This is a genomic window from Photobacterium pectinilyticum (genome assembly GCF_024357955.1).
GTDB classification, from domain to species: Bacteria; Pseudomonadota; Gammaproteobacteria; order Enterobacterales; family Vibrionaceae; genus Photobacterium; species Photobacterium pectinilyticum.
On the sequence record NZ_JANEYT010000041.1, the window covers coordinates 23,085 to 41,566 of the forward strand.

The window sequence follows — 18,482 nt, forward strand, 5'->3', positions numbered from 1 at the left end:
TCATCTTTCTTGTGCTAACCTTCAGGCATAGAAATAAGTATGTAGGATCTTGAATTTATGATACAAATTCGTAACCATGCCATACCAGTTACGGCCTTTACCTCTGTAACCCTGATTATCATTTGGTCGGGGCTTGATCCTGTATTCCCGGATGTATGGCTAGCCGAAATTATTCCCGTCGTATTGATTTTAGCCCCCTTGCTCATTACCTACCGTTTTTTCCAATTTTCTAATACTGCTTATATTCTTATTGCTATCTGGATGTCGCTCCACACAATCGGCGCCCACTACACCTTCGCCAAAGTTCCTTTTGACTGGTTTAACGAATTGATAGGGTCACAGCGCAACAATTTCGACCGTATCGCGCACTTTTCAATCGGCTTATACGCCTTTCCAATAGCAGAGTTCATGGTCCGAAAAGGACATTGCAAGCCCATCGTGGCCACTCTCTTCGCATTCGCAACAATTATGGCCATTGCCGCTGGTTATGAGATCATCGAATGGTGGTATGCAGCTTTAGCTGGCGGTGATGCCGGTATTGAGTTCCTTGGTAGCCAAGGAGACATTTGGGATGCTCAAAAAGATATGCTCGCAGATACATTAGGTGCGATCACCAGTTTGGTGCTTTTTCACATCATCAAACCCTATCAGCTAGAAATAGGTAATTAACGCTTAACATTGCTCAAAACTAAGCCCGCACAATTACGGGCTTATTTCATACACTGAAGTAAATTCAGAGTTTGATTACAAATCAGGGTAACCTGTCGGGTTAGCAGACTGCCAACGCCACGTATCTGAAGTCATATCATCTATAGTACGCGTCGCTTCCCAATGCAATTCAGTTTTCGCTTTGGCAGGATCAGCCCAACACTCAGCGATGTCACCAGCACGACGAGGTGCAATTTTATAGGCAACCTCAACACCAGCAGATTTGGCGAAAGCATTCACCATTTGCAATACACTAAAGCCATTGCCTGTACCTAGATTGTAGATATGCAGGCCAGCCTGTTTCCCTTTGTGGGTTAGCGCAGCCAAATGGCCATCGGCCAAATCAAGCACGTGGATATAGTCGCGAACCCCAGTGCCATCAACTGTTGGGTAGTCATCGCCAAATACAGATAGGAATTCGCGACGACCCACAGCAACCTGTGAGATAAATGGCATCAAGTTATTCGGGATCCCTTGCGGATCTTCACCCATCTCACCACTTTGGTGTGAACCAACAGGGTTGAAGTAACGTAATAGCGTAACGCTCATTTCTGGGTGGGCTTTTTGAATATCGGCCAGACACTCCTCAACCATCAATTTACTACGACCATAAGGGTTCGTCGCGCTGGTTGGGAAGTCCTCGGTAATAGGTACGCTTGCCGGGTCGCCATACACCGTAGCAGATGAACTGAAAATCAGGCTGTTAACACCCGCTGCTCGCATCGCTTCAACCAATACCAAAGTACCGTGAACGTTGTTGTCATAGTACTCAAGAGGCTTTTCTACTGACTCACCTACGGCTTTAAGGCCAGCAAAGTGAATCACCGACTCGACTTCATTTTCCGCTAGCACCTTGTCAAGGAAAGCACGATCACGAATATCGCCCTGATAAAATGCAGGTGTAACCCCCGTCAGTTTTTCAATTCTTGCCAATACTGATTTCTTACTGTTGTATAGGTTGTCAACAATAATTGGCGTCATACCCGCTTCAATCATCTGAACACAAGTGTGGCTGCCAATGTAGCCCATACCACCAGTGACGAGAACTCGCATGCTTATCTCCCTTTGAGTGAGGAATTACTCAAACAATCTTAGTTAATCTGGCCATAAAGTAACATAACTTACTGGAAAATAAAGTAACGATCACATTAAACATGCAAAATGCGAGCAATAATCTGATTACTGCCAACAACAATAAAACGGTGTATAATATTGGTGTTTTTAATTCTGGGAATGGAGAAATTCTCATGCGCTTTATATTAAGCCGCCAACTAACTAAATTTATTGCCTTATTCATCTCCCTCCTTGTGCTAAATGGGTGTGAAATAGTGCAATGGAAAGAAAAACATGATCATGACCAACTGTTTGCCCAGGGTTACCAGGAGCACCTCCTCCCCCTAAAAGAAGGTGGCCAGCTTAAATACTGGGTCGGCGGTACAGGTGAACCTTTATTGCTGATCCATGGTTTTGGTGGAACTGCTGTCGCAACCTGGAAAGACGAAATGCTTGAGCTCAGCAAACACTATCAAGTTATCGCACCCGATTTAGCTTGGTTTGGTGAGTCTTACAGTATGGGCCCCCCGAATCTAACAACACAAACCGAGACAATGTGGCAACTGCTTGATGCCCTTGGAATTGATGAGGTCAACGTTGCTGGTATCTCTTATGGCGGCTTCGTTACCTACAACATGATGATGAAGCCTGACAGAATTAAAAAAGGCGTAATCATTGCCAGCCCAGGGCCCCTCTTTAGCGACGACGATCTTGCTGAATTGTGCCTTCGCGCAGGTGTCGAGAAGCCAGAGCAACTGTTCGTGCCTACGAATAGCGATGAAGTAAAGCGGCTGTTTGATAATGTGTTCTATGAACCGAAAAGCATGCCCAATTTTGTTGCAGAACAGATATACAGCGGCTATTTTTCACCTTTCAAAAAAGAAAAAGAGCAATTAATACAATCTCTTGTAGTTGACAGGGAGCATATTTCACAAGCAGACACAGCTGTTTTCCCACCAACAATGCTTATTTGGGGTGATAGTGATAAAATTTTTCCATTGAAAAATGGTATTGCGCTAAGTCAATACCTCAACTCGGCCATCGTAGTGTTACCTGAGACGGCACATGGAGTAACAAATGAGCAGCCAGACACCGTAACTAAGTTATTGAAAATATTCATTAGTTAGGTTAACAATATTGGATGGAAAATGATGACAACAAAAACCCTTTGTCAATGGAAATGTTTCTCTGTTGAACAGTCTCAGCACACCCTGCCCGATGGAAGGGAGATTGAATTTACAACCGTTAAGCACCCTGGAGCAGTGATTATCGTTCCTATCGACGAGGCGGGTAACCTGGTGATGATTAACCAATACCGGCCAGCCATAAAGGATTGGATATTAGAGTTTCCGGCAGGAACCCTAGAAAGCAACGAAGATATTCTTGGCTGCGCCCAACGTGAGTTAGCAGAAGAAACCCAGTTGAGCGCTCGGCATTGGCATCATTTGGGAGAACTATTTCCAGTTCCCGGGTTCTGTGACGAGGTACAGTACCTGTTCTTCGCCACACATCTTAAACCTCACCAAGCCCAATGTGATGAAGATGAAGTCATTGAAGTCGTGACACTCACACCATCAGACTTTCTTAGCAAGGTGGCGCAGAACAAGATCAAAGATGCCAAAACGCTAGCCGCATTTCTTAAACTGCAAGCTAAAGGGTTGCTACAGCTAAACTAATTGTAATGAAACATTAAGAAGCCAAGCGGCCTATCGCATTTTACTGCTAACTGTGGCATCTTGCTGCCAAGCCCATATAAGTGACGTTATCAGCCATGGATAAACTTTTTTCTTTTCTTAATAAATTCGCTTCTATCGTTGCAATGCTCATGTTTGTTGCTGGTGGTGGCATGGCTTTATTTGTGTTCTTTTACGGCAATTAAGTCTCTGGGTACGTACCAATAGTGTCTATTACTAATGGTATGTGCTACATACGCATACCACCATCAACTTCAAGTACACGCCCGGTAAAGTAATCATTCTCGAAAATATACCTTACCGCATGGGCAATCTCACTAGCGTCGCCCATTCGGCCTACTGGGATCATTGACTTCAGCCTTTCTATCGCTTCAGGCTTGAGCTGCTTCGCCATTGCCGTTTCTACCACACCAGGGGCAATCGCAGCGGCCCTGATCCCATAACGGGCAAGCTCTTTGGCCCAACATACCGCCATCGTTGCGACAGCAGCTTTAGACGCAGCGTAATTAGTTTGACCGATGTTTCCCGCCCGGGCCACACTTGAAATATTGATAATCGCTCCATGATTTCCAGCTGAAACCATATTGGCAGCAGCTTCTCTACCGCACAGAAATGTACCTGTAACGTTCACATCCATCACTGTCGAAAATTGCTCCAGCGTCATTTTCTCTATTGCATCACCTTTCGCTTTAACCAGTAGCCCGTCCCTAAGTACACCCGCATTGTTGATCAAACCGTTTAGCTGACCGAAGTCTTCCATTATGTTTTCAAAAACCGCGACAACTTGTTGCTCATGAGTCACATCTGCCAGATAAGTTAACGCCTTGGCACTGAGCATTTGGCACTGCTTTTTGGTCTCATGCAATCCTTCTTCATTCAAATCGATCAAAGCCAGTTCTGCACCTGATTGTGCCAGGCTGATCGCCATCATTTGCCCCAGCCCCTGTCCTGCCCCTGTAATCGCAATCACGCTTTGTTTCAAGTCCATATTTATCCCCCAACAATAATATCGCTCAGGCCATATTGGTTATTTAGATTGCTTGCGGTAAAACTCAAACAAGCTTGAGAAATCCCGAAGTTCATTCCCTTCAACGTTATGGAAAGCATATAAGTTACGGGCAAGCGTCCCCATAGGGATCGGTGACTGGCTATTCGTTGCCGCTTCCAACCCAAGCCCTAAATCTTTCAACATTAACTTGGCCATAAAGCCGGGTTGATACTGGTTTGATGCGGGTGCTTTTTCCATAATTCCTGGACATGGGTTATAGAGCTCCAGCGCCCAATTACGTCCTGAACTTTGCAGCATGATTTCCGACAGCACTTTGGGATCCAAGCCATTGTCCATGCCCAAGCTCAGCGCCTCACACGTGCCGGACATGAGAATTCCTAACATGAGGTTGTTGCAGATCTTCGCCATTTGGCCATCACCGGCTTTGCCGGCATGAAAAATATTCTTACCCACATGCTGCAAGACCGCTTGCGCTTGTTTAAACCCCGCCTCGGTACCACCCACAATAAATGTCAGCGTGCCAGCTTGCGCACCAGCTACACCACCTGACACAGGGGCATCAACAAATTCAAAGCCTTGCAAATGCGCTTCCTGTGCGACCAGCTTTGCTGAAGCAGGATCGATAGTTGACGAGTCGATGAGGAAGGTGCCAGCGTCAATCATTTTAAGCAACCCCACACCACCCTGATGATCACCAAGATACACGGTCCTAACATGCTCTCCCGCTGGCAACATCGTCATCACTGTTTCGGCACCTTTTACACATTCATCCATTGAACTCGCAACCGTTGCTCCCTCTGGTTTTAAAGCTTGTGCAGCCGCTGTATTGATATCATAAACAGAGACATGGCAACCGGCTTTAAGCAAGTTAATTACCATCGGGTGACCCATGTTACCGAGACCGATAAAAGCAATGTTCATCACTAATCTCCTTCGTGTAAGTCGGTGAGCCCCAACATTTGCAAGGGATGTTCATTGTCTGCCCACAGCGGGGTAAATAACGTGTCGATCACAGTTTGATCCACACTGGCTATATCTGAAAATAGCCACTTTGGCTTGTTGGTTTTCTCTATCAACCGCGCTTTTACACCTTCATAGAACTCCCCCAGTTCACCGCAGCGAACAGACAGGGTAAGCTCTAAGCGAAAGCAATCGGCTAGCGATTCGTAGTGGAATTGAGTTAACTGGCGATAGCAGATATGGGCGGTAATTGGGCTACCTTCTCTTAACGTTTGCTTCGCCCTTCGTAGCCATTGACCTTCGCTTTCATCTACAGGCTCGGCCATGGCTTGGATTTGCTCATACACCTCTTGCAACGAGCCATATTGGCAAGCCGTTTGAATGGCTTGCAGATGGGGTAACAGCACATTTTGTGGGTGGGTATATTTTGCATCATTGCCCAAGCTATCCAATAGCTCAGTGACGCCCTGGTAGGGTTCGACATCATCCCAATTAACTTGCTGAAACTTCTCAAACATCAATGTTTTTTGCTGGGGCAGCAAAATATGCTCAGTCATAGATAACGCAAGGGCATCTGTTGCATTGACAGTCGCTCCGGTTAACCCGAGAAACAGGCCAACACCTTGTGGCAAATGATTAAGAAACCATGTACCACCAACATCAGGGTACAAACCAATACTGATTTCCGGCATTGCTAGCTTTGTCGTCGGCGTTGTTATACGGTGGCTTGCACCAATATACAGCCCAATGCCGCCGCCCATGACAATTCCCTGCCCCCACACAATAACAGGCTTGGAGTATGTATGAATGAGATAATCGGTTTCATACTCAATGGTGAAATAATCGGTTAAGTAACCCATCGCTTGGCAGGTACTATCAGAGGACTCTGAGGAGACTGTCTCATGCATGACCTGATACATTGCCCTGACATCTCCTCCGGCGCAGAAGGCTTTCTCCCCAACACCGTGGATCACCACACCGACAATATGGTGATCATCTTGCCAATGCTTCATCGCTTCATTAAGCACCACCAGCATTTCGTAGGTCAAAGCATTCAAAGAGTCAGGATTGTTTAATTCTGCAATCCCGAATTTCAACCCACCGCCACAATCTAGTTCACTGATATTGACCAAGCCTGACATCTCTTCCCCCTTAAATTAGCGATTACGATCAGCCCCAAACTTCTTAGCGATTTTTCCATTCTGGGCGGCGCTTTTCTAAAAAAGCATTAACCCCTTCGGTTTGATCTTCGGTATCAAACAGCTTCATAAATAACTCGCGTTCCCTGATCAGACCGTGGTTCAAAGGCGAATGACGGCAGTTTTGTATCAAGGCTTTACACGCTGCGACTGATGAAGGCGATTGATTAGCAACCTCACTTGCCAACTGTTTTGCATTTTCCAATGATTGTCCTGAAGCGACGACGTGCTCAACAAGACCAATATCTAACGCTTGTGACGCCGTCACCCTTTCGCCGCATAGTATAATCCGTTTGGCCCACCCTTCCCCAACCAACCAAGTCAGGTTCTGAGTACCGCCAGCACAAGGTAACAACCCAACTTTTGCCTCGGGCAATGCCAAACTAGCATGCGCTTCTGCGATACGAATATCGCACGCCAGCGCAACTTCTAAACCACCGCCCATTGCGTATCCATTGATGGCGGCAATCGATACACCTCGAAACTGACTGAGCGTCTCAAAGGCTTCACCAAATGCGTGTGCCATGCCAAGAGCAACCGCTTTATCGCCATCGGCGAACAAGTTCAAATCGGCCCCAGCCGAGAAGAATTTATCTCCTTGCCCAGTAATCACCAGTGCATAGACACTTTTATCTTCATTGAGTTTGAGTACGATATTGCGCAGGAGTTTTAAACTGCTTTCTGTCCAGGTGTTGGCCGGAGGGTTATTCATGGTCAACACTGCGGTGTGACCATCCAAAGTGACTTCAATGGCATTGGTTTGTGACATGAGGTTCCCCTCTAGTAAATAATGGTTACAGCAGACGACTGCCTTCACTGAGAACCCGCCTGGCAATGATCAACCGCATGATTTCATTGGTACCCTCTAGAATTTGATGGACTCTGACATCGCGAAAATAACGCTCTAACGGATACTCTTTGATGTAACCATAGCCACCATATAACTGCAGTGCCTCATCACAGACTTTAAAGCCTATATCGGTTGCAAACCGCTTCGCCATTGCACAATACGCCGTTGCTTCTGGCGCTTGTTGATCCAATTGAAAAGCGGCATAGCGAACCAATTGCCTTGCAGCGATCAATTCTGTGGTCATATCAGCAAGCTTAAATTGAACGGATTGGAAATCCGCCAGTTTTTTTCCAAATTGCTTACGTTCATCAACATATTGCCTCGCCATTTCCAACGCTTGTTGCGCTGTACCTAACGAGCATGTGGCAATATTTATCCGACCGCCATCTAACCCCTTCATGGCAAACTTAAATCCGTCCCCTTCGTTTCCCAGTAAGTAACTTGAAGGTATACGTACATCATCGAATGTAACTGCTCTGGTCGGCTGACTATTCCACCCCATTTTAGGCTCTTTTCGGCCATAACTGATCCCGTTTGCAGCCGCTGGCACCACAAAGGCTGATATCCCCGAAGCCCCCTTGAGGCTTGGTTCAGTTCTTGCCATCACGACCAAAACATCTGTATCACCGGCACCTGAAATAAAAGCCTTCGCCCCGCTGATAATGTATTCATCGCCTTGTTTTATAGCGGTCGTTGTCAACGATGCAGCATCAGAACCGGCATTAGCTTCCGTTAAACAATAAGAACCAAGGCTCTCGCCACTGTTCAACTGAGAGCAAAATAGCGCCTTGGTGTCATCAGTAGCAAAGCTTGCTATCATCCAGGCAACCATATTGTGAATAGTCATATACGCGGTTGTTGACGTGCAACCCATTGCCAATTGTTCAAAAATAATAGAGGCATCAAGCCTAGGTAGCCCCAAGCCTCCTTGCTGCTCCGGGACATACAGGCTCAAAAAGCCCATTTCACCCGCTTCTTTCAATACATCTTTAGGAAATAATTGCTTTTCATCCCAATCGGCAGCATTAGGGGCAAGCTTGTCTTTCGCAAACTGAGTCGCGGCATCCGCAAAGGCGCGTTGGTCTTCTGTCAAAAAGAAATCCATACCAGCTCCTTATTAAAGGTCTATCGAACATTTAGCGCAGATATATGGTCATATTCGGCCCATCGGGAATATCTTCATCAAACCAACGAGCCGTTACGGTTTTGGTTTCGGTATAAAACCTTACCGCTTGCTTACCATATGCATGTAAATCGCCGTAAAAACTGCCACGCCATCCGGTAAAAGAGAAAAAAGGTAGCGGGACGGGTATCGGCACATTGACCCCAACTTGCCCAACTTGAATACGATGTTGGAATTTCCTTGCTGCCGCTCCGCACGCTGTGAAGATAGATGTACCATTGCCATATGGGTTGTTATTGATAAGAGCGATCGCCTCATCAAGCGTATCAACGGCAATGCATACCAATACCGGGCCAAAGATCTCCTGCTGATAAATCGCCATATCAGTGGTTGCACCACTAAACAAGGTAGGCCCCAACCAATTGCCGTCCGGATATCCCTCAACGGTGCAATTTGAGCCATCGACCTCACAGATTGCGCCTTGCTGTTTGCCTTGCTCAATCAATTGCAACACCCGCTGTTTAGCGGCAGGGCTTATCAGTGGACCATAAGCGGCGTTACTGTCATCTGACGGCCCCGGTTTCACTTTTTCCATCGCCGTTCTGAGCTCTGGAATAATCTTGCTTGCATTGCCCACCAACACCGCCACTGATATCGCCATACATCGCTGGCCTGCTGCACCAACCGATGAGCCCACAAGGTGATTCACAACTTGCCCCATATTGGCATCAGGCATGACAACCATATGGTTCTTAGCCCCTGCAAACGCTTGAACACGTTTTAAATTGTGGGTCCCTGTTTGGTAAATATGCTTCGCCACTGGCACTGAGCCAACAAAAGAAATGGTGCGGATCTCCGGGTGGGCCAACAGATAATCCACCTGTTCTTTACCGCCATGAACTATCTGTAGTACCCCTTTCGGCGCTCCAGCTTGTTCAAACAATTCAGCCAAACGCATTGCGGTCAGTGGTACTTGTTCGGAAGGTTTAAGAACAAAAGTATTGCCGGCAGCGATCGCCATTGGAAACATCCATAAAGGGATCATCGCCGGAAAGTTAAAGGGGGTAATACCGCAACACACACCAAGCGGCTGAATCAGAGAATAACTGTCTATGTCAGTGGCGACATTTTCTACCGTTTCCCCCATCATCAAGCTCGCAATATTGGCGGCTTGCTCAACGACCTCAATGCCACGCCAGACATCGCCTTTAGCATCAGCAAAGTTCTTTCCTGTTTCACTCGAAAGTAATTCGGCCAACTCATCATGGTGATCTTTCAATATTTGCTGATACGAAAGCATTAAACGTGCACGCTCTGGAACCGGGACTTCCCGCCAATGATCGAAAGTTGCTGCGGCACTAGCAATGGCCGCTTCCAATTCTGGTAAGATCGCACAGGGGACACTGGCAATCACCGCATTCGTTGCAGGGTTTGTCACCTCAATCCATTGCTTAGCAGCCGAATCTTTAAATTCTCCATCAATGAATAGCGGCACAGAAAAAATAGGACTTGTATCGTTCATATCCGATCCTCGCTTATTCAGTGGTACCCACTTCAATTGCTATGGCTGTGGCTTCCCCCCCACCAATACAGCAGGCGGCAATACCGCGAACAGGGCGGCCGATACTTTGGTGTAACCGGTTAAGACGATGTATTAATGTCACGATAATTCTTGCCCCGCTAGCACCTATAGGGTGCCCCAGTGCGCATGCTCCACCATCAGGATTAACACGTTCGGGATCGATTCCTAATTCTTTCGTCGCTATTTGCGTTACAACGGCAAAAGCCTCGTTAATTTCCCAGCTATCTACTTGCTCTGGCGACCACGCAAGTTTGTCTAGCAACTGGCGAATAGCGTAAACAGGAGCAACCGTAAATTCTGCCGGTTGACGGGCATGGCAGGAATGAGCCGATATAATCGCTAATGGCTTGTGACCTTGCTGTCTAGCAAGACTGCCTTCCATTAAAACGAGAGCCGCAGCCCCATCTGATATTGAGCTGGAATTCCCCGCGGTAACAGTGCCTCCCTCGACAAATGCAGAGCGGAGTACCGGTAGTTTCGTTAGGTTGATTTCGTTCGGGTGTTCATCTCGGCTAACAACAACGTCACCCTTAGGGTTTGCCACTTTAACCGGTATAATTTCACTATCAAACCAACCTTGTTCTTGAGCAATCAGCGCGCGCTCTACTGACTTAACTGCCCACTTATCCATGCTTTGACGCGTATAATGGCGTTCGTCGGCAACTTTCTGGGCATAGACACCCATTAAGTCCCCTTCATAAGCATCCTGTAGGCCATCAAGGAACATATGATCGTGCAAGGTACTATGACCTAAACGAAGGCCCGAACGTATTTTACTTTGCAGGTATGGCGCATTACTCATGCTCTCCATCCCGCCAGCCACCACCGTCTGATCGGTGCCAGCTAAAATAGCATCATGGCCCAGCATTACACTCTTCATGCCAGAACCACAGACTTTATTAATGGTGGTACAACCAATGTTTTCTGGTATACCGGCTTTTAACGCAGCCTGCCTGGCAGGGGCTTGACCACAGCCAGCCAGCAGCACATGCCCCATCAATACTTCATCAATTATTTCTGCCGAAAGACCGGAATGCTGTAATGCGCCTTTAATGGCGACACTACCCAATTCGGAAGCACTCAGTGACGATAGCTCCCCTTGAAAACTACCGATAGGTGTTCGATTTGCCGCGATGACCCACACTTCCTTACTCATAACAAAGCCCTCTTGGTGTGCTTTATCTCTGCAGGCGATTTCTTGACGTTTACGTAAGCATAGCACTAACATTTACGTAAACGTTAAGAAACAAACCCGGTACACATTGCAGCATTAAAGCCATGACCTAACCATTGTTGTACGGTCACGTTGGGGGGCAAAGCAAGGTGGAAACGTTCAAAATAAGTGAAATGGCCAAAGAGTTTGACATCACCACCCGAAGCATTCGGTTCTATGAGGATGTAGGGTTACTGCAGCCCAAAAGACAAGGCAGCACCCGTGTTTACTATCGCCGAGATAAAATCAGGCTCAAGCTAATCTTACGCGGCAAAAGGCTCGGGTTTTCATTGGCCGAAATCCGTGAACTTTTCGATCTGTACGACACGAATCAAAGCTCATCGCAGCTCAATAAAATGCTGATCATCATTGATACTAAACAAGCCGCACTCGAGCGTCAGCTTGAAGACATCAATGTCGTTATGACCGAACTGCAAATCGCCAAAAATAAATGCCAACAGGCTTTGAATATTCAGGCTTCAGATAATCAACCAGAGCCCTAACCTCACTTCACTTTGTCTAATGGACCCATGGAGCGCTTATGAAAGACAGCTTCACCCCTTTAAATTATGGCCTAGGAGAGACCATTGATATGCTTCGTGAGCAAGTCAATGGTTTTGCTGAGCAAGCTATCCTGCCTCTCGCTGCAGATATAGATAGAAATAATCAGTTTCCCAATCACTTATGGCCATTGATGGGGGAAATGGGCCTGTTGGGAGTCACCGTCAGCGAAGAATATGGCGGTGCTGATATGGGCTACCTCGCCCATGTTGTCGCCATGGAAGAAATCAGCCGTGCATCCGCTTCTGTCGGCCTAAGCTATGGCGCTCACTCCAACCTCTGTGTCAACCAAATCTATCGCCATGGTACGGAGGAGCAAAAAGCCAAATATCTGCCCAAGCTGGTTAGTGGTGAGCATGTCGGTGCACTGGCTATGAGTGAACCGAATGCGGGATCGGATGTTGTCAGCATGCAACTCAAAGCGAAGAAACAAGGCGATCATTATCTGCTTAACGGCAGCAAGATGTGGATCACCAATGGTCCTGATGCCGACACAGTGATTGTGTATGCTAAAACGGCCCCCGACAAAGGTTCACATGGCATTTCCGCATTTATTGTTGAAAAGCAATTCCCCGGTTTTAGCCATGCTCAGAAACTCGATAAACTCGGCATGCGCGGCTCCAATACCTGTGAACTTGTATTTGCTGATTGCGTTGTACCGACCGCTAACTTGCTGGGAGAGCTAAACCAAGGCGTGCAAGTTCTCATGAGTGGCCTGGACTATGAACGGGTTGTTTTAGCTGCCGGGCCATTGGGGATCATGAGAGCCAGTATAGACCTCGTTGTGCCTTATGTTCATGACCGAAAGCAGTTCGGCCGATCTATTGGTGAGTTCCAACTCGTCCAAGCCAAAGTCGCTGACATGTATACCCGCACCAATGCTGCACGTGCCTATGTCTATACCGTTGCCAAGGCCTGTGATCGGGGTGAAGCCACCCGCAAAGATGCAGCTGGTGTCATTTTATATTCAGCAGAAATAGCCACCCAAGTCGCGTTAGATGCTATTCAGCTATTGGGCGGAAATGGTTATATCAACGAATTTCCTGCCGGACGTTTATTGCGTGATGCCAAGCTCTACGAAATCGGCGCAGGAACATCAGAAATACGCAGAATGTTGATCGGCCGTGAGCTTTTTGAAGAATCCAAATAGGGACAGACGATGGCGATACTCAAGTCTTCAGTCAATCGAGACGATAATTTTTACGCTAAGAACTACCAAAATATGGCCGCTATTGTCGACCAGCTGCAGACATATGTTGAAACCATCAAGCTCGGTGGCGGAGCCAAATCACATAAAAAGCAACAAGAGAAAGGCAAACAACCGGTAAGAACCAGAATCCAAGCCCTACTCGATCATGACAGTGAATTTCTTGAAATAGGCCAATTTGCGGCTTGGGATGTTTACACTGAATCTATCCCCTGCGCGGGGGTTGTGGCAGGTATCGGGCGGGTAGAAGGGATTGAATGCATGATCGTTGCCAACGACCCATCCGTTAAAGGCGGCACCTACTACCCACTAACTGTAAAGAAGCACCTTCGGGCACAAGAGATCGCCGAGCGTTGCCACCTACCCTGCATTTATCTTGTCGACTCAGGTGGAGCCAACCTTCCCCATCAAGCCGATGTGTTTCCAGACCGGGATCATTTCGGCCGTATTTTTTATAACCAAGCCAGAATGTCAGCCAAAGGGATCCCGCAAATTGCGGTGGTGATGGGCTCCTGCACGGCCGGTGGTGCCTATGTTCCGGCCATGGCTGATGTCTCTATTATCATCAAAGAACAAGGAACCATTTTCTTAGCTGGCCCCCCTCTTGTTAAAGCAGCCACAGGTGAAGTAGTCACAGCGGAAGAACTAGGTGGAGCTTATGTTCATTGCAAAACATCAGGTGTGGCTGACTATTTTGCCAATGATGAACAACATGCCATTGAATTAGCAAGACAAGCCGTAGAAAGTTGTGCCCTTCTACCATTTGCACCCTTAAACCATAACTCGCCGGCTCCTCATTACCCTGCAGAGGAGTTATTTGGCATTGTCGGCACCGATTTACGCACACCGTTCAACATTCGAGAAGTCATTGCCCGGGTTGTAGACAATTCTGAGTTTGATGAATTTAAAGCGCTTTATGGGTCTACACTGGTATGTGGCTTTGCAAAAATCTACGGTCAACAGGTAGGTATCGTTGCCAACAACGGCATTTTATTTTCCGAGTCAGCCCAAAAAGGGGCGCACTTCATTGAATTATGCTGCAAAAGAAACATTCCTCTTTTGTTCCTGCAAAACATTACCGGCTTTATGGTCGGAAAAAAATGCGAGTCGGAAGGGATTGCCAAACATGGCGCCAAAATGGTGATGGCCGTTGCTTGTGCTGATGTACCTAAATTTACCGTCATTATTGGCGGCTCTTACGGAGCGGGAAATTACGGAATGTGTGGCCGCGCATACAGCCCAACAATGATGTGGATGTGGCCCAACGCGCGCATCTCGGTAATGGGTGGTGAGCAAGCCGCCGGTGTATTAGCCCAAGTAAATCGTGAGAACAAAAAACAACAGGGTGAACAGTGGTCAGCCGAAGAGGAAGATGCCTTCAAGCAACCTATTCGTGATTTGTACGAAGAGCAAGGCTCACCCTACTATGCCAGCGCACGACTTTGGGATGATGGCATCATCGATCCCCGTGACACGAGACATATTGTCGGCACAGCGCTGCATGCTTGCCAAAGGGCACCGAAAACTGCCAGTACGTTTGGTATATTTCGAATGTGAGGTACGACATGAGCAATCAAATGAGGTAGCGACATGAATCGGATCACCACGGAGCATGGTAACAGCAATCTAAACATTGAAAGCAAAGACGTGCTATTCAATATCGATAGTAGAGGCATTGCAACGATTACACTCAACCGGCCAGATAAAAAAAATGCCTTCGACAGTCGCTGCATTGCGATTCTGCTCAATATACTGCAGCTTTCCCGGGCCGATTCAAAAATAAGAGTTATGGTCCTAAGAGCAAATGGCAGTCATTTTAGTGCTGGGGCTGATCTCAATTGGATGCAATCTCTCGCTGACTACAGCATGGAAGAAAACATAAAGGATGCCGAAAAACTTGCCGAGTTACTCCACCAGCTAGACACCTTCCCAGTCCCTACCATAGCCGTGGTTCAGGGAGCAGCTTTCGGCGGCGCGCTTGGCTTGATTTGCTGTTGCGATATCGCTATAGCCTCTCAAGACTGCCAATTTTGTCTAAGTGAAGTCAAACTTGGGCTAGCACCTGCAACCATTAGCCCGTATGTTTGCCGAGCTATGGGCCCACGGCAGGCAAGGCGTTATATGCTCACAGCAGAACTTATCAGTGCCGAACTCGCCAAAGAACTCAACCTCATCCATACAATGGTTCCAACCACTCAATCTTTCGATGAACATCTTCAGCATTTTATTCGTCATTTAGCAAAGAACAGCCCTAATGCCGTTCGAGAAGCTAAGGTCCTTTGCCATATGTGTGAGTCTGGGACCATTGATTCATCACTAAGAAAAAAAACCAGTCAGATCATTGCAAAATTGCGTGTTTCACCTGAAGGACAAGAAGGCTTGAACGCATTTTTAGAAAAACGTAAACCTAACTGGATGACAGAACATGATTAGACGACCAGATAATTCCAGTGACTTTCCGACCTCAGTGACTGTATATGAAGTAGGTGCTCGTGACGGCTTGCAAAACGAAACGGCCCTACCAACGCAAACCAAAGTCGATTTCATCAACTTACTGTCACAATCCGGGCTTAGTCATATTGAAGCGGGGTCATTTGTCTCAGCCAAGCGGGTTCCACAAATGGCCGATTCTTTAAATGTGATGCGTGCCATCGAACGAAATCAAACTATCACCTATTCCGCACTTACCCCCAATATTCAAGGTTTTGAAATGGCATTAAGTGCACAAGCCAATGAAGTGGCTATATTTGGCTCAGCGTCTGAAGGTTTCAGCCAACACAATATCAATTGTTCTATCAGCGAGAGTCTTCAACGTTTTGAACCTGTGATGGCTTTAGCGCTTCTCCACAATATACCGGTAAGAGGCTATCTCTCTTGTGTTATTGATTGCCCCTATGACGGCGCCACAGACGTAAACCAAGTGATGCACGTTGCTGAAACGCTGATTGATATGGGCTGTTATCAAGTTTCTTTTGGAGACACCATAGGTACCGGCACACCGTTGAAAGTCGCACACCTGTTAGACACTGTTATTAGCCGCATCCCTAGCCATCAAATAGCCGTGCATTTCCATAATACATGGGGCCAGGCTTTACCCAATATCTACCAAGCTTTATCTATGGGAATTAACACGATTGATGCCAGTGTTGCAGGGTTAGGAGGATGCCCATATGCACCCGGTGCGAGTGGCAATGTCGCCACCGAAGATGTTGTCTATCTATGTCACCAATTGGGCATAGAGACCGGTATTAACCTGAACACGTTAGCTGAAGCGGGATGGATGATTTGCCAGGCACTCAATATATCACCACGCTCGAATGTATCTTTAGCGCTCAAAGCTAAATACCTTCAGTAATACCAACCTACATAAATATAAAAAAAAGTGGTAACTACCCGAGAAAAAGTAATTACCACTAACTCACCATGAACTACGTCCGATACTCGTAACGTCTTTTCTTACGCCGCTGTATTATGCCCGAAGGCTTGAGTATTAATTAGTAAGTTTCTGAACGAAGGAAACGTTGCTCCGCCTCCAGTTCGTTTACTGCACGCCACATTTTTTGCTCTCGCTCTTGTAGCCTTGAGTGCATGACACTACCCGGCTTCACGTTAAGCGTGTCTGCAGGTCCAATAAATTGATCTGCTTCATTATTGAAAAGCAGCCTAAATTCTTCCAACGTCGGTAAACAATTGTTTTCCTCCTCAAATGATTCGAAAATATCGATTACTTTGTGTGAAACATCCCTTTTGATCCCTTCTAAGTCAACACTATCCATTAGTCTCTCCAAATACTCAACCACGAGTGTTAATCAATCTAGACATCATAAGTGTAGTTGATGAGGAAAATATTTTTCATTAGCGGGAATTTCATGTGTAACAAATTATTCCATGTAGTAAACATCTGTTTTAGTTGCATAAGTTTTAAATTGAACATTGCACATAAAATTATTTCGGTATTTTTTGTTTTAATTTTTTAGAATCAGATCTCATTTTCATAAATATACCCACTTTGTATGTATTCATTGGTTACTCGTCTATACTTGTCAATATATCAATGGGTTACTATTGTCCATGTCGTTATGGGAGAGCAAAAATGTGGCGTAATTTAACTTGCTTTGATTTCATACTCAAAGCGGTATCAATTAGATTAGCCCTAACCTTCCTACTTATTCATTCTTCATCTGGTATGGCAACAGAAGTAAGAGAAGAGCCCTATGATATCTATTATGACAGGCTGTATTCCGATATAAATGATGAAGATAGTTTCCAAGATTGGATTGATGAAACCCAAGATGAAATCTCTGATACTATCCATGATTACAGCAGCACTATCGATCATTACATGGCTAAAAAAGATGAAGAGCTACCCATCACTAATCGCAGCTACTTACGCTTAAAATTTAAAGGTCGGTATACACACCGTGACTATGCGGATTTGGATGCCAGCGTAAAATTGAAACTCGACTTACCCCATACTGAAAAAAACTGGAAACTTATCCTCGACACCGATCCGGATGACTTTGACAGACTGGAAGATAAACAACGTGGTATATCAAATAGCTCAAACAGTAGTTTATCTGGCGCTGTCGGTGGTGTGCAATTACAAGGTCAACAATGGGGAAATTGGCGGACAAACCTTGACCTTGGTTTAAAGATAAAACTTCCGCTTGATCCATTTGCTCGTGCAGATCTCAGACGTATTGATAGACTCAGCCACAAGTGGACCAGTAGGATTAAACAAGAAGTCTTTTACTACGATTCCAAAGGGCCTGGCGCCCTTACCTCCTTGAATTTTTACTTCTCTACACCTGAAGATCCCAGCACTATTCTCAAACTAAGCTCATCAGCACAGTATTTGGACAATGATGATAATTGGGAGTTTGTACAACAGGCCGAAATATTTGACAGAATAGGTCAAGATGACTTACTGCAATATTCAATTGGTATTAGTGCTGATTCTCGGCCAAATTATTCCATTACCAACTCATGGGTATCAGTAGCATGGAAACATCGCCTTTATAGTGATTGGCTCTATATGACAGTCACACCCGAGTTAGACTTTCAGGATGAGTACCAATATAAAGTTAACCCGGGAATCATGCTCGAATTTGAATTATTTTTCACGGCAGAAGGCGGGATAGATAGATTAGCCAGAAAAATACCTTACCCAACAAATTAAATATATCTCCCCTCGCCAATCATATTATTCATATCAATTTAGATAAGTAATAAATTCAACGCTACAAAAGTAAACCTGATTACCACCGAGCCTCAGCTAATTTAAGTAAACGTTGAGGCATCGGTGCTGTTTGAATACCTGAAT

Annotated in this window: 18 protein-coding genes; 9 read left to right on the forward strand and 9 right to left on the reverse strand. The window is 46.1% G+C overall.

All coding sequences use genetic code 11. From position 1 onward, the window contains the following. The first annotated feature begins 57 nt into the window (after positions 1–57). Positions 58–669: a DUF2238 domain-containing protein gene (locus NHN17_RS16420; RefSeq protein ID WP_255043703.1), complete on the forward strand. Its 612-nt coding sequence runs from the start codon at positions 58–60 to the stop codon at positions 667–669. A 75-nt stretch (positions 670–744) separates the two neighbouring features. Here the strand turns inward: NHN17_RS16420 and galE are convergent, their stop codons facing one another. After that, positions 745–1,761, reverse strand: coding sequence for a UDP-glucose 4-epimerase GalE (galE, locus tag NHN17_RS16425; protein ID WP_255043704.1), 1,017 nt, complete (start codon positions 1,759–1,761; stop codon positions 745–747). A gap of 101 nt (positions 1,762–1,862) precedes the next feature. Between galE and NHN17_RS16430 the strand changes: the two genes are divergently transcribed. Further along, complete coding sequence (locus NHN17_RS16430) at positions 1,863–2,888, forward strand: alpha/beta fold hydrolase (protein WP_255043705.1); 1,026 nt, start codon at positions 1,863–1,865, stop codon at positions 2,886–2,888. Positions 2,889–2,912: 24 nt separating this feature from the next. Continuing rightward, positions 2,913–3,437 (forward strand): NUDIX hydrolase, encoded by a 525-nt coding sequence (locus NHN17_RS16435; RefSeq protein WP_255043724.1) that lies wholly within the window; start codon positions 2,913–2,915, stop codon positions 3,435–3,437. 247 nt (positions 3,438–3,684) lie between these two features. Here the strand turns inward: NHN17_RS16435 and NHN17_RS16440 are convergent, their stop codons facing one another. Genes NHN17_RS16440 through NHN17_RS16470 form a run of 7 tightly spaced genes read right to left on the reverse strand, consistent with a single transcriptional unit; the run spans position 3,685 to position 11,334 of the window. Further along, positions 3,685–4,443, reverse strand: a complete 759-nt coding sequence (locus tag NHN17_RS16440; RefSeq protein WP_255043706.1) for an SDR family oxidoreductase — start codon at positions 4,441–4,443, stop codon at positions 3,685–3,687. A 39-nt stretch (positions 4,444–4,482) separates the two neighbouring features. After that, the gene (mmsB, locus tag NHN17_RS16445) at positions 4,483–5,388 is read right to left on the reverse strand and encodes a 3-hydroxyisobutyrate dehydrogenase (RefSeq protein WP_255043707.1); all 906 of its coding nucleotides are present in this window, start codon (positions 5,386–5,388) and stop codon (positions 4,483–4,485) included. Beyond that, a complete protein-coding gene (locus NHN17_RS16450) occupies positions 5,388–6,566 on the reverse strand; it encodes an enoyl-CoA hydratase/isomerase family protein (RefSeq protein ID WP_255043709.1) in 1,179 nt (392 codons plus the stop codon). The genes mmsB and NHN17_RS16450 overlap by 1 nt, the downstream gene beginning before the upstream one ends. A 43-nt stretch (positions 6,567–6,609) precedes the next feature. Further along, a complete protein-coding gene (locus tag NHN17_RS16455) occupies positions 6,610–7,392 on the reverse strand; it encodes an enoyl-CoA hydratase (protein ID WP_255043711.1) in 783 nt (260 codons plus the stop codon). Between the two features lie 25 nt (positions 7,393–7,417). Beyond that, positions 7,418–8,578: an acyl-CoA dehydrogenase family protein gene (locus tag NHN17_RS16460; protein ID WP_255043712.1), complete on the reverse strand. Its 1,161-nt coding sequence runs from the start codon at positions 8,576–8,578 to the stop codon at positions 7,418–7,420. Positions 8,579–8,609: 31 nt separating this feature from the next. Beyond that, positions 8,610–10,118, reverse strand: coding sequence for a CoA-acylating methylmalonate-semialdehyde dehydrogenase (locus tag NHN17_RS16465; RefSeq protein WP_255043713.1), 1,509 nt, complete (start codon positions 10,116–10,118; stop codon positions 8,610–8,612). 13 nt (positions 10,119–10,131) lie between these two features. Further along, on the reverse strand, positions 10,132–11,334 hold the full coding sequence (locus tag NHN17_RS16470; RefSeq protein ID WP_255043714.1) for a thiolase family protein: 1,203 nt from the start codon (positions 11,332–11,334) through the stop codon (positions 10,132–10,134). A 167-nt stretch (positions 11,335–11,501) separates the two neighbouring features. On the opposite strand from NHN17_RS16470, the gene NHN17_RS16475 reads away from it, so the two are divergent. Genes NHN17_RS16475 through NHN17_RS16495 form a run of 5 tightly spaced genes read left to right on the forward strand, consistent with a single transcriptional unit; the run spans position 11,502 to position 16,514 of the window. Further along, positions 11,502–11,894, forward strand: a complete 393-nt coding sequence (locus NHN17_RS16475; RefSeq protein ID WP_255043715.1) for a MerR family transcriptional regulator — start codon at positions 11,502–11,504, stop codon at positions 11,892–11,894. Positions 11,895–11,932: 38 nt separating this feature from the next. Beyond that, positions 11,933–13,102, forward strand: coding sequence for an isovaleryl-CoA dehydrogenase (locus tag NHN17_RS16480; RefSeq protein ID WP_255043716.1), 1,170 nt, complete (start codon positions 11,933–11,935; stop codon positions 13,100–13,102). 9 nt (positions 13,103–13,111) lie between these two features. Further along, on the forward strand, positions 13,112–14,716 hold the full coding sequence (locus NHN17_RS16485) for a carboxyl transferase domain-containing protein (protein ID WP_255043717.1): 1,605 nt from the start codon (positions 13,112–13,114) through the stop codon (positions 14,714–14,716). Between the two features lie 33 nt (positions 14,717–14,749). Further along, positions 14,750–15,592 carry an enoyl-CoA hydratase-related protein gene (locus NHN17_RS16490; protein WP_255043718.1) on the forward strand — a complete coding sequence of 281 codons (843 nt, stop codon included), beginning with the start codon at positions 14,750–14,752 and terminating at the stop codon, positions 15,590–15,592. Next, positions 15,585–16,514 carry a hydroxymethylglutaryl-CoA lyase gene (locus NHN17_RS16495; protein WP_255043719.1) on the forward strand — a complete coding sequence of 310 codons (930 nt, stop codon included), beginning with the start codon at positions 15,585–15,587 and terminating at the stop codon, positions 16,512–16,514. The genes NHN17_RS16490 and NHN17_RS16495 overlap by 8 nt, the downstream gene beginning before the upstream one ends. 139 nt (positions 16,515–16,653) lie before the next feature. Here NHN17_RS16495 and NHN17_RS16500 read toward each other — a convergent pair whose 3' ends face one another. Continuing rightward, a complete protein-coding gene (locus NHN17_RS16500) occupies positions 16,654–16,935 on the reverse strand; it encodes a hypothetical protein (protein WP_255043720.1) in 282 nt (93 codons plus the stop codon). A 317-nt stretch (positions 16,936–17,252) separates the two neighbouring features. Here NHN17_RS16500 and NHN17_RS16505 point away from each other — a divergent pair, with 317 nt between their 5' ends. Beyond that, on the forward strand, positions 17,253–18,338 hold the full coding sequence (locus NHN17_RS16505) for a hypothetical protein (protein ID WP_255043721.1): 1,086 nt from the start codon (positions 17,253–17,255) through the stop codon (positions 18,336–18,338). Positions 18,339–18,482 lie beyond the last annotated feature (144 nt).